Below are 12,163 nucleotides of genomic sequence, written 5' to 3'. Positions count from 1 at the left end.
GCCGTGAGCCACGCCACGGCTGACCAGCGCGGAACGGATTTCCGAGCACCCCCTGGAGGGTGCTAGAGTTTCACACGTCGCAAGGGCCTGTGGCGCAGTCTGGTAGCGCACCTCGTTCGCATCGAGGGGGTCTGGGGTTCAAATCCCCACAGGTCCACTGCACAAGGAAATCCCGTCCAGCCTCTGGCTGGACGGGATTTCGTCGTTCCGGGCCCGCTGCCGCCGGGTGGCCCGGCGCCGTTGCGCGGAGTGGTCCGATTTGCTGCCTGCTGCCGGCCGGGGCGTGGGACGATCGCGGCCACAGGCTCTGTCGGCTGGATGATCGGGGATCACGGTGTTCGCTCCGGGGGAGATGGACGGGCAGGAGAACGAGCGCACCACGAACGAGATCACCGGCGCCGCGGGCGATCTGTGGTCCGAGGGCGTCCGGGTGGCCCTGACCATCGCGGAGATCGTCGCGGTGGAGGTCTCGCGGCACCGGCAGCGGACGTGGGAGCGCGAGAGGCAGGAGGCGGCCCGGTCGGTCTGGGAGGACCGGCAGCGGGCCGAGCCCGTGCTGAGGGGCGCCTGGGACGAGGACTTCTGGAAAGACCCCCAGCCCCGTGACATCGGGCGTGCCTGGCAAGCTGCCCATGAGTGGGCGCCCTCGGACCCCGCCGCGGCCGCGACCCTGGAGCACCTGCGCCGGCAGCTCGACGAGCGCTACGGGCTGAGGCCGGCGGACGTGCGGCTGAGCGTGCCCGACCTGTCCAAGGCGCTCGCCCTCGGCTCGCCCGGCCTGCGGGAGGAGGCCGGCACGGCGCGCGAGGACGCCGAGCGCTGGGGCGAGACCTCCACCCTGTACGTCATCCGTGACCCGGCCGATCCCGAGCACATCATGCACCGGGGCGAGTTGCGTACGGCGCCCGGGGAGCAGACGGAGGCCGCCGCCGCGCGCGAACTGCGGCAGTGGTGCGACGGCCAGGGGCGGACGCCCGACGGCGGCATCGTGATCGAGACCGTCGCCAACGACGGGAGCCCCGCGGGGGGTGACGCGACGGCCAGGGTCACCGGTGACCGGGCGGACGCGGTGATCGACGCGGAGACGCGCCGACAGCGGCGCCTCGTCTCGGGGGCGGAAGCGGGGAGCCTCGAAGAGGTCCATCACGCGGTTCTCGCGGAGATGATCCGTACGGAGGAGGCGGGCCGGCTGCTCGCGGACGGCGGCGACGAGCGAGCCGGGCTGCGCGAGACGTGGAAGAGGCTGAACGTACAGGCTCAGGCCGTTACGGCCGAGATGCGCGGCGAGGATCCCCGCCGCGTGTACCAGGGAGCCGAACTCCGGGCCAGGCTGAGCACGGAGGAGTGGTGGGCCACGGCGAGCGCCTCCGAGGTCGCGGGGGTGTGGGACCAGGTGGACAGGTGGCCGCCCAGTCCGGCCAAGCAGCGGACCTCCGGGGCCCTGCGGGACGAGCTGTTCGCCAGGCACGGCCTCGACCTGGAGCACGACACGTCGGCGGAGACGGTGGCCGAACTGCTGGGCGGCGCCGAGTCCGTCGCCCCTGCCGCGACGTACTCGGAGCAGGCGGCCAGGGCGCTCCAGGAGGCCCGCCGTCATTACGAGCACGCCTTCGACGCCGCGACCGAGTCCGCCCGGCTCAAGAGGCTCGCCGACGAACGGGACGAGCTGCCCGGCGCGGATCCCGCCCAGGCCGAACGCTGGCGCAATGAAGCCCTGGTCCTCGACGGGCGGGCGGACCTGCACCACACGATGGCCGCGGCGGCCGGCCGGGGGGCCGGGCAGCTGGAGGAGCGGGCGGACGCGCAGGCGGAGGAGCTGGGCATCCGGCCCGTGCCCGAAGGACTGCGGGAGGCATACGCCGAGCGGTGGGGGGACGCTCCCGCCTCCCTCACCGATGCACGCCTCGGCGAACTGGCGGCGGGCTCGTCCCCCGGCACGGAAGCCGAGCCTCCTTCGCCCGCCGCGTCCCCGGCGGTGAGCCGTCCGGCGCCGGGAAGGCCGAGCGCGGGGCCCTCCGCGACCGTGGACGCGGAGGCCGCCGAGGCGGTCGCGGTCGCCGGGGCGACACGCCTTTCCCCCGCGGTGGCGCGCAGGCGGAGCCGGGTGCGCGCGGGCGAGATCCCGCGCCCGCTGCCCGCTGTGGACCGCGGCCGGAGCGCCGGCGCCGACATCGGCTGACCTCGTATCGAGCGGGCAGGTGGCGGTGGACCGAAGGACCACCGCCACCTGCCCCCGGACGGCTCAGCCCGCCCCGTGCCCCACGACCTCCGCGGTGAAGGGGACGGTGGTGAGGCCGTCGACTCCCGCGACGAGCAGGGTCTCGGGCGGGGCGAAGGAGAGGGCCAGCGGGATCAGGGTCACGTCCGCCGCGCCCATGTCGGCACCGTCCGGGAGCCGCCGGGTGCGGACCTCGCCGTCCCGCGTACCGATCAGGAGCACGGTGATCTCGTCGAACGCGCGGACGGCGAGCACAGTGACTTCGCTGCCGTCGTGGTCGACCGCCACCAGTTCCTCGCCCGACGCCGGCTCCCAGACCCGGACCGGACCGTCGTGCTCCGCGCCCACCAGGATGTCCACGCCGTCGACCGTGCCGAAGGTGAGAGCGGTCAACGGCCGGGCGGTGCGGAGGTCGAGGAGGCGCCGGCCGGAGAGCGCGTCCCACACCAGGAGGGCCCCGTCCTCGTCGGCGGAGGCGAGCACGGGGTCCGGTCCCGCCTGCCCGGCCGCCAGCAGGGTCACGGGCGCCTCGTGGCCGCGCAGGCGCAGCCGCGGAGTTCCGGTGGCCGCCTCCCAGGTGCGTACGGTCCTGTCGGCTCCGGCGGAGGCCACGAGACCACCGGCCACCGGGAGGAAGGCAAGGGCGGCCACGGTGTCGGTGTGGGGTGTCGGTACGAGGTGGAGCGCGCCGTCGTCCGTTCCGTGGACGCGCACCGTCCCTCGCGAGGTCCCGCAGACGACCCTGTCGGCCGTAGGGCTGAAGCAGACCGAGGTGAGGGGGCCGTCGTCCGGGGCGAGTACCCGGCGTACGGAACCGGTGGAGACGTCCCAGAGGCCGAGGGAGCCGTCGAGGCTTCCGACGGCCGCCAGCGGTACTCCGTCGGTCACGGCCAGCGCGAGCGCCTGGACGGGGCCGTGGTCCGTCGCCAGCGCGCGCACCTCCGTGCCGTTCGCGTCCCAGACGCGTACGGTGCCGGTCGCGCCGCCGGACAGGAGGAGCGGTCCACCGGGTGAAGGCGCCGCCGCCAGGGCGGCCGGCCAGGCGTCCTGCGCGGGCCATGTGCCCAGAGCGTCTCCGGTTTCCGCGTCCCAGGTCCGGATGGTGCCGTCGTACGCGCACGAGGCGAGCACCGCACGGCCCTCGACGTCGAGGAAGGCGAGCCCGGTGACCGCCGCGGTGTGGCCGCTCAGCCGCTTGGTCGGTTTGTCGGCCGCCAGGTCCCACACCCTGATCGCATGGTCGGAGCCGGCGGCCGCGACCAGGCCCCGTCCCTCCGAACCGGTGAACGCCACGGCGTTGATCCACTCGGCTCCGGGCGTGATCGATCCCATCGACCCACCGGTGGCGGTGTCCCGGACGCGGACCGTCCCGTCGTCGCCGCCGGAAACGAGGAGGTCGAGGCCCTCCACCCGGGCGCCGGCGAGTGCGTTGACCGTGTGCTCGTGGCCGGTCAGCGCGCCTACCTCCTTGCCGTCCTCGGAGCCCCACGCCCAGACATTGCCGTCCGCGCCGGCCGAGTAGACCAGTTCGCCCTTCGGGTCCGCCGGGAAGGCCACGGCCCCGACGGGCCCGCTGTGGCCCACTCGGGCGTGCACCAGGCCGTCGGAGCCCGTGAGGTCCCAGGCCCACAGGGCGTTGTCCTGGCCGCTGGTCACCAAGAGGTCCCGTGTCCCGTCCGACCCCAGCACCAGGGCCCGGTGCAGCTGCCCCTGGTCGGCGGTCTCCGCGAGTCGCTTCAGGGGGTCGACCGCGTACAGGCCGAAGCCGCCGCCGGGTCGCGCGATCGCGAACGCGGCCTGTCCGCCGACCTGTCCGAAGACGGCAGTGGGTTCGTGGCCGCGCGGATCGTCGGCCGGTTCGCCGGTGAGCCGGTGGACCAGCGGGGGAAGGGTGTTGGCGACGAGATCCGAATCCGGACCGCTTATCTGGGCGACGAGCGAGTCCAGGAGCGCGGCGGCCCGCAGAGAAGCGGTCCTTCCGTCCCATGCCACCGTCCGCGTCTGCGACGCGTCGAGGATCTGAAGGCGGCGGTGGACCGGTTCCCCGGCGGAAGGCTCCTGGGCGGGGCCGCCGGCCGGCATGTCCTCGACGGCCTTCAGCAGGCGTGTCCACACGACGGCCTCCGTACGCGCGGACCATGACCGCCGGACGGGGCCGTGTTCCTGGTCGAGCCGGGCGTGGCCCTCGGCGGACAGGTCGAGGACGAAGCGCTCCGGGTGTCCCTCCGCCGGCTGTCGCCCGACGACCTCGTACCGGATACTGCGGGCTGATGCGTGGGACGAGGCAGCTGGAATGGGCGGCATGCTTCGGTCTTCCTTCCGTCAGCGAGGGGCTGGCAATCACGACGGGCGAGTCCTCCGACCCGTCGGGCCGGAGCCGAAGAGGCGGGCGGCGACGTGCCGTCCAGGCAGGATATAGGCGGCTCACGGCGGCGGGACGGCTGGTTCGCCATCCGGGAGGCCGCCCCTTTCTCTTTCCTGACGTTCCGCGTCAACGATACATCGGTCAGGTGTACGATGCGTCAAGTTGCCTGACCCATAAGCAGGTTCGGTTATCTGTCCGGTAACCAGGCATCAAACTACGCAAGTTGACCGGTATCTTTACGCGCTCGCGGTGGCGGCACGGCCCGGTGGGGCGCGGAGTGGGGGAGTGCGACGCCATGGCGAACGACCAGTCCTCGGGTGAGCCGGTGACTCCCCGGGGTTTACGCGATGACGCCACTCTCTTCACGGAGCTGCCGGTCTCCGAAATCGCCGCGTCCGGACGAGGCATTCCTTCGCCGTACCTGGCCTCGGCGGAGAGGATCGCCGAGTGGGACGCCCTGGAGCGGACGTTCGAGGATTTCTCCCGCCGCACTCGGGAGCAGGTGGTCGCCGATCCGCAGGGCGCTCTGACGCGTTTGCGGGAGCAGGTGTTCCGCGGGGCGGCGTACGAGCCGTCGTACGTGGGCGGGGAACTGGACCGCAAGAACCTCCGCATGTACGAGTGGCAGCGGGGGGAGCTGTACATCCACTCCGCGGCCCTCATCCTGGACTCCGAGACCACCCTCGAAGTGACGTACGAGCCCGAAGGGCGGGTCAAGCGCCTGCTGTTGGAAGCGGAGGACCAGAGCATCACGTATCTGGGCGTGCTTCCGGAGGGGGTGACGCGGGACCAGGGAAACGCCGTGGCCGTGTGGCGCTCTCAGCGCGGGAAGAGCCCGGTGGCGGAGAACGACACCGAATTCCTGCACGATCTTTCCGATGTGTACGTGGACTCGCTGCGTGAGGCTCTGGCGACGCGGCGCCGGTTCATCAACGAATACAGTATCGAGCCGCACAGGATCCGCCTCTCCTACGACGACCAGCCGTACGAGGTGAATTACCGGCAGACGAAATTCAGACGTTCGCACATCCACGCGCTCCCCGTCATCCGCGAGTCTCCGCTCGACGCGCGGGAGTCCATCGTCGCCAGTACGAGGGGAACGGGCGAGTTCGGTGCGCGGCGCGAAGCGCGGGCGCGGGCCGTGGCGGAGCGGGTCATGTCGGGAGACGGATTCGAGCCCGCTTCGGGGGCTGCGCCGAAATACGCTCTGCTGTGGGTGCGGGACAACCGCGACAACGCCGCCTTCATGGACACGAAGCCTGAGATCCTCAAGCAGGCCATCGAAACGCTGCGCGCCACGGAACCGGACCGGAAGATCCTTCTCATCGGCGACAACCTCTTCAAGGGGCGGCCGGAGCTCCTTGCCGCCTTCGAGCGGGAAGGGGTGCTCGACGGTGTCGACACCGAGTCCCTGATCCGTTTCTGGGCCGCGGACAAGAACGGCGGTACAGCGCTCACACATGGTGAGCAGGCGCTCTTTCTTCATTACCTCAACACGGATGCCGACGTCGTCCAGGTGGGGATCGAGAGCGGGGCGCTCGAGAGCGCGATCTGCCTCGGGGTGCCGACGGTCTATTTCCAGGCGCAGGAACACGTCGCGGACAAGGGGACGCGCTGGCAGCTCTACTGGGCGAAGTGGTCGTTCGGTGAGAGCCGTGTCGCCGAAGAGGCGGACGGCGGCCGGAAGTTCTATGAGTCCGGGCGTTCCGTCAAGCTGTTCGAACGGTCGGGGGAGGTGTACGCCCCGCCGCTGCCGACCGTGCGCCGCGTCGAGTTCGGCCCTGCCCTGGCCGAACCGGAGGACGTGGAAGCGGAGCCGGTCACCGTCTACTACCCGGGATACATCTCGGTGGGCATCGACCGGATCGGCACGCTCGTCGAGAGCGGCGAGCTGACCGGTATGTCCCGGGCGTTCGACCCGGCCTGGAGCGAGGAAGCCTGGCGCACCAGCGAGTACTACGCGGACCAGATCAACCGGTGGGCCGACGTCGAGACGACCGACTGGGAGCTCGCGTCGCGAAGGTACGGGGCGATCACCCATGCGCTCAACGGCCTGGTCCACCCCACGGACGGCGAAGTCCGGCGTACGTACGAGAGCGCGGGATACGACCTCCCCCCGCCGCCGGACCGGGCGGCGGACGGGATGGTCGCGCGGGGTGACATCTCCGCCGCATACGGAACTGCCCCCGAGGACAGGGGGAAAGCGGTCACCGAGGTTGTCGGTCAGATTCTCGGGGCCGAGGGCTTCAAGGCGCGCGGTGTGCACGACCTGAGACTGGTGCGGCTGACGGCCGAGGAGCAGGGGAAGCTGGCCGCGTCCATCAAGGAAGTGACAGCGGCCAACGAGGTCCTCCGCAGGATGGGCAGCGTCGCTCCGGACGGTTCGCCCACCACGAGCAGGCACGTGGCCCAAGCCCTGGCGGGAAGGCTCCCCGTCCAGCAGAACCGCTCGCAGGGTGCGGTACGGAGCGACGGCGAGGGCGTGGACGCGATCCGGCAGGCCATGGCGGGGCGGAGGCGGGGTCCGTCGGCCGCCGGGACCGCGCTCCGCGGTCCCGCCGTCGGTGACACGGCCGGCGCGACATCACCCGGGACGGCGGACGCGGCGGTGCCGCACCCGCCCACGCGGCCGGGCGCGGGGCCGTCCGGCCGGGACGGCGGGGAAGGCCGCGGGTAGCCGCACCGCCCCGGGCGTTCCGGTGGCGCGGGGGAACCCGCGGTGCCGGAACGCCCGGGCCCGGTAGCGGTGCTACCCCCGGGAGGGGCGCAGGGCCACCCGGTCGAGGAGCTCGGCCGTCTCCGGCTGCATCGCGGTGCCGAGCCGGTCGGTCAGTTCGTCGATGCGGCGGGCGTACCGCTCCACGGCCTCGCCGTCGCCGGCGAGGTCCGCCGCCCGGATCGCGAGGCGGTGAAGCCGCTCCGCCGCCGGCTCGACGAGCAAACCCTTGTCGGCCGCCTCCCGTGCGGCCACGTGCTCCCCGGCCGAGAGGAGGAGCTCGGCGAGGAGCGCCGCGGTGTCCACCACGGCGGTGATCATGTCCTGGCGCAGATACTCGGCCCAGACGTAACGGCGTGGCGGAATCCCGTCGAAGGGACGGCCCCGTACGAGGTCCAGCGCCGCGCCCAGGTCGCCGGCCCCGTCCGCGCCCTTGAGCCGTCCCCGCAGGGCGAGCGCCTGGAAGCGCTGCCAGTCCGTCCCGGTGTCCGCGCCGAACCGGTAGACGTCGCCGCTCTGGAAGTCGGTACCGAGCCAGCGGCGGAGGGCGGACAGCTGGGCGGTCCGGAAGGCCGCCGACACCCCGCCGGGCCAGATGTCCTCCGTGAGCGCGGTGGTGTCGGCGCCGGGGTGGAGGGCGATCCAGGCGGCGATCTCCGTGAGACGGCCGGCCGCGGTGGGGGCGATCTCCTGCCGCACCCCGGTCACCGCGGGGGAGCCCAGGAGATCGACGCCCACGGTGTACGGCCCGGGGACCTCCACGTCCGCCGCGTCGTCCGGGGCCGGGGCCTGGTCCGGCACCTGCGCCGGAACCTGGACCGTCGCGGTGTGCGGGGACGGGGCCGCCAGCTCGTAGTCCCGGACCGGTTCCGGGTCCGGCGGCGGAGGCGGGGCGGTGGCGGGAGCCGCGGCGATCCCGAAGATCCTGAGCAACGCGTCGTAGTCGGCGTCGCCGATGTGCTGGGGGACCAGGCGCACGGGGCGGCCGGCGAGCCGCACGGTGCCCCCGTCGGGGCCGGGCAGCACGGTGGCCCCGGGCAGCGCGGCCGCGTCGGCGGCCGTGATCAGCGCGGCACAGGCCGGGGCGTCGAGCAGGTCCCGGGCGGCTTCGAGCACCTCGGCCGGCAGAGGCCCCGCGCAGAGCGCGATGCGAGGGGTCCACGCCTCCGCGCCGGTGGGGCGGCTGCGGGCCACGCGGACCGATTCGGCCCCGGTGTCGGCCAGGGCGGTGCGCACGGTCCGCCCCCAGGCGCTCACTTCGCTGACCGCGGCCGCCGGATCGTCCGTCTCGGTGAGCCGGCCGAGCCCTTCCTCGATGGCCAGGAGCCCGGACCCGAGGCCACTCAGCAGGACGCCGAGGTCATCGCTCCAGGACGCGGTGGCCAGCTCGATCGCCAGGGCACGAAGGACGGGCCGGGACGCCTCGGGGTCGGACGGGAGGAGCAGGACACCGAGGGCTTCCAGGTCCGCGAGGATCAGCGCGTCGTCCTCGTCGCGGCCGAGCGTCACGAGTGCGGGGTAGGGGGCGCACACCTCGCGGCAGGCGTCCGCGGTGAGCAGGCCGGAGCCGTCCGCCGCCAGGGTCCAGTGGGCCGGGCCGGTGGCGGTGAACGGGGGCAGGGGCGGTGAGGGGGCGTTCAGCCAGAGTTCGAGGGTGGCCGGCGTCAGGCGCACGGCGGCCAGGTCCGGCAGACCGCGCCCCTCGGCCGTCGCGTGGTGGGCGAGGGTGCGCAGGGCGCGGTCGATCAGATCGACGCCCTCGGGCGCTTCGGTGGCACGCATGCGGCGCTCCACCTCGGCGAGGCGCAGGAGCAGGGGATCCTGCCCCGCGTCCGCTCGCGGGTCCGGGAACGAGGACGCGGTCCGGGGCAGCGCTATCCGCTCACCGCCGCGTCGCTTGCGCTGCTGGAGCAGGCGCTTGACGGTGAGCGCGGAGATGAGTCCGGCCGCGAGCAGTCCGCCCCAGGTCGCGAGTGCCGCCACGTCGACGGAGGAGGACGCGGACGCGGTCTGTGCGGCGGAGCCGGCCGCGGAGGGCTGCGCGTCCCGGCTCGGGGTGGGGCTTTCCGGGACCGCGGGAGAAGAGGGAGTCGCGGACGCTCTCGGCGAGGGCGACTCGGCCGCACCGGACGCCTCCCCCGTGGGCTTGGCCTCCGGGGTCGGAGTGGTGGTCTCGTGCGTGGGCTTGGTCTCGGGGGCCGGTGTGGTGGTCTCGTGCGTGGGCTTGGTCTCGGGGGCCGGTGTGGTGGTCTCGTGCGTGGGCTTGGCTTCGGGCCTGTCGTCGCCGTGACCGCCCGCGTCCCGGTCCTCCTGCGGTGTGGGCTCGGCCGGGGCCGAGTCGGCGGGCCCGGCGCCGGCCGGAGGCGTGGCGCGCTGGGCGGGAAGGGCGACCTTCCAGCCGGGCAGGATCAGGTCCGGGTCGGTGAGCCGGTGCCCCGCCTCGTCCATCGCGCGCCCGGTGTTCGCCCTGACGATCTCGGCGTACCGCTCCGCGTCCCCCAGCTGCTCCTCGGCGATCCGCGACAGCGTGTCCCCCGGGTGCACGGTGACGTTCTTTCCGGCCGCCCGGGCGGAACCGCCGCCCTTGCCCGGGAGGTTGAGGACCCAGCCCGGCTGGATGGGGTCGGCGGCACGGAACGTACGGCCGTCCGTCATGGTGCGGCCCTCGTTGAGCGCGGCGATCTCCGTCCAGCGCTCACCGTCGCCCAGCCGCTCCTGGGCGATGCTCCACAGGCTGTCGGCCGGGCGGGTGTCGCGCACGGTGTACGTCGGGTGGGAGGTCTTCGCTTCCGTACGCGTCACCGCCGCCTGCGTGCTCCGCTGGCCGCCGGGGACGGACGAGGCGCTCACGGACGTCGACGCCACGGTGCCGGGCGCCGCCTGGGCGGCCATCGCGCCGCCGGCGGTGGGCAGCAGGACGAGCACCCCACCGACCAGCGCTCCCGCCATCCGCTGGCTCATCCGCAGCCCCCGGAGACGGGGTGCCGAGCGGCCGCGCAGCTGCGCGGGGACTTCGAGCACGACGGCGACGGCGAAGCTCGCCCACCCCGCCCACCCGATGCCGGTCAGGACGAGCAGCGCCACACCGCCGGTGTCCTGACGGGAGAGCAGGTCCGCGGGGGAGGCGAGGCCGTCCAGGCCGAGCGGGACGAGCTGTCGTCCGGCGACGTACAGGACGAGGGGAAGCCCGGCCAGCAGGACGAGGAGGCCGACGAGGCTGAGCAGCGAGCGCAGCAGGTCGGCCGGAAGCGAGGTACGACGGGCGGTCATCAGCCCTCCGGGGCTTGGACGCCGTGGACGAGGACGGCGGAGGCGTGCCCGGTCACGGGCATCTCGGTGACGCCGAGCACGGGCAGGAAGCGGGTGCGGTAGGCGCCGGTGACGGTGACGGTGAGCTTCTTGCCGTCTTCGGAGACGGCGACCGAGCCGCGTGCGCCGGCGGCGGCGAGATAGTCGAGGGCCGCCGCCCGCGCGGCACCGGCATCGGCGACGACGGCCTCACCGGTGATGGCCCGCCCGGCGTCGATCTCCTGACCGCCGGTGCGGGCGGCTTCCTGGGCGATGGCGTCGGCACGTTCGGTGGCCCGCATCTTGCCGCCGCCGTCGACCGCGATGCCGATCATGACGAGCATGCCGACGACGACGATGGCGGCGTAGAGCGAGACGCTGCCGGTGTCCCGGCGCAGCCGCGCGAGCACGCGGTGACGGCTGTGGTTCATCAGCGCTCCACGTAACGGTTCACGGCACTGGTGAAGCTGGAGGTCATGGTGCGGGTGCCCGGCACCCCGGGCAGGGCGAGGTCGGCCAGGTCCACGCGGCAGGTCACCGTCGCCGTCACGGTGCCCGCCTCTCCGGTCCCGGCGCCCAGGCCGGAGGTGTCCAGTCCGACGTGCGTGGACGAGCAGTGCAGGCCCTGGCCGGTGAGCGTGGCCCGGGCGGCGGACAGCGCGCTCTCACGCGCCTCACCCGGAACCCGGGAGATCGACGCCTGGCGGGCCGCGTCCTCCGCGGCGGCGTCGACGACCTGACCCGCCATCACGATGCGCCCGGCGGCGATGGCCAGGAGCAGGAAGAGGATCAGCGGCGGAGTGATGAGGGCCGCCTCGATCGCGGTGCTGCCCCGGTCGTCGCGGCAGACACGCCGGACGTGGCGCGCCCGGTGGCCGGTCATGGTTTCACCGTCCAGCGTTCGCGCGGGGCCGAGGCGCTCTGGGTGATCCGGATGCCGTCGAATCCGGGCAGCACGGACGGCGCCCGGCCCGTGACGGTGACCGTCGCGCGCTCCCGCGTACTGCCCGCGGTCGAGACACGGGGGCCGAGCAGCGAATCGCCGGCCACCCGGGTCAGGACGTCCCGTGCGCGTCCGGCCCCCGCCGCGTCGGTGGACTCGTACGCGGTGGCGGCCTGGACCCCTTCGCGGGCGGCCGTGAGCGCGATCTGCTTGGCGTAGTACGCCACGCACGCCTGCACGATCATCATCGTGAGCAGGATGACGACCGGCAGGATGATCGACATCTCGATGGAGGCATCGCCCCGGTCCCGCTGCCGCGCGGCGAGGGGCCCGCGGTTCGCCCATGACCTGAAGCGGCTTCCCGGCGCCGGGAAGCCGCTCGCCGGGCCGGCGGTTCCCTGGCTCACAGTCCCGAGAGCTTGGCCGAGTACTTGTTGTACAGCGTGACGCCGATGATGGTGGCGATCCCGGCCGCGACCCCGATGACGGCGACCCAGATGATGATGGTGGAGATGCTGACGTCACCCCGGTCGGAACGTTCGCGCGCCTCCTTCAGCCGTGCGGCCAGCACATCGAACACCACCAACAGGGGGATGCTCTCGCGGACTCGTATCTTCATGTCTTCTCCCGTTT

Annotated in this window: 8 protein-coding genes and 1 tRNA gene; 3 read left to right on the top strand and 6 right to left on the bottom strand. The window is 73.4% G+C overall.

Features of this window, described 5'->3' with window-relative positions; genetic code table 11:
* The first annotated feature begins 83 nt into the window (after window positions 1-83).
* Both ACLQ2N_RS17495 and ACLQ2N_RS17490 read left to right on the top strand, forming a co-directional pair.
* Window positions 84-157, top strand: a tRNA-Ala gene (locus ACLQ2N_RS17495).
* Window positions 158-334: 177 nt separating this feature from the next.
* On the top strand, window positions 335-2,179 hold the full coding sequence (locus ACLQ2N_RS17490) for a hypothetical protein (protein WP_425813928.1): 1,845 nt from the start codon (window positions 335-337) through the stop codon (window positions 2,177-2,179).
* A gap of 63 nt (window positions 2,180-2,242) precedes the next feature.
* On the opposite strand, the gene ACLQ2N_RS17485 is transcribed toward ACLQ2N_RS17490, so the two are convergent.
* A complete protein-coding gene (locus ACLQ2N_RS17485; protein ID WP_425813926.1) occupies window positions 2,243-4,522 on the bottom strand; it encodes a hypothetical protein in 2,280 nt (759 codons plus the stop codon).
* A gap of 356 nt (window positions 4,523-4,878) precedes the next feature.
* On the opposite strand from ACLQ2N_RS17485, the gene ACLQ2N_RS17480 reads away from it, so the two are divergent.
* Window positions 4,879-7,260 (top strand): hypothetical protein, encoded by a 2,382-nt coding sequence (locus ACLQ2N_RS17480; protein WP_425813924.1) that lies wholly within the window; start codon window positions 4,879-4,881, stop codon window positions 7,258-7,260.
* A 72-nt stretch (window positions 7,261-7,332) separates the two neighbouring features.
* Here ACLQ2N_RS17480 and ACLQ2N_RS17475 read toward each other — a convergent pair whose 3' ends face one another.
* The 5 genes from ACLQ2N_RS17475 to ACLQ2N_RS17455 are packed head-to-tail and all read right to left on the bottom strand — an operon-like array spanning window position 7,333 to window position 12,149.
* On the bottom strand, window positions 7,333-10,569 hold the full coding sequence (locus ACLQ2N_RS17475; protein ID WP_425813922.1) for a BTAD domain-containing putative transcriptional regulator: 3,237 nt from the start codon (window positions 10,567-10,569) through the stop codon (window positions 7,333-7,335).
* Complete coding sequence (locus ACLQ2N_RS17470) at window positions 10,569-11,018, bottom strand: TadE/TadG family type IV pilus assembly protein (protein WP_425813920.1); 450 nt, start codon at window positions 11,016-11,018, stop codon at window positions 10,569-10,571. The genes ACLQ2N_RS17475 and ACLQ2N_RS17470 overlap by 1 nt, the downstream gene beginning before the upstream one ends.
* Window positions 11,018-11,470, bottom strand: coding sequence for a TadE/TadG family type IV pilus assembly protein (locus tag ACLQ2N_RS17465; protein ID WP_425813918.1), 453 nt, complete (start codon window positions 11,468-11,470; stop codon window positions 11,018-11,020). The genes ACLQ2N_RS17470 and ACLQ2N_RS17465 overlap by 1 nt, the downstream gene beginning before the upstream one ends.
* On the bottom strand, window positions 11,467-11,937 hold the full coding sequence (locus tag ACLQ2N_RS17460; RefSeq protein WP_425813916.1) for a TadE family protein: 471 nt from the start codon (window positions 11,935-11,937) through the stop codon (window positions 11,467-11,469). The genes ACLQ2N_RS17465 and ACLQ2N_RS17460 overlap by 4 nt, the downstream gene beginning before the upstream one ends.
* Window positions 11,934-12,149, bottom strand: a complete 216-nt coding sequence (locus tag ACLQ2N_RS17455) for a hypothetical protein (RefSeq protein WP_425813914.1) — start codon at window positions 12,147-12,149, stop codon at window positions 11,934-11,936. Before ACLQ2N_RS17455 ends, ACLQ2N_RS17460 begins: the two co-directional genes overlap by 4 nt.
* Window positions 12,150-12,163 lie beyond the last annotated feature (14 nt).

Origin of the sequence: Streptomyces sp. DT224 (assembly GCF_049844595.1) — a bacterium.
In the GTDB taxonomy this organism is placed as follows: domain Bacteria; phylum Actinomycetota; class Actinomycetes; order Streptomycetales; family Streptomycetaceae; genus Streptomyces.
This window is presented reverse-complemented; position numbering and strand designations above follow the sequence as displayed.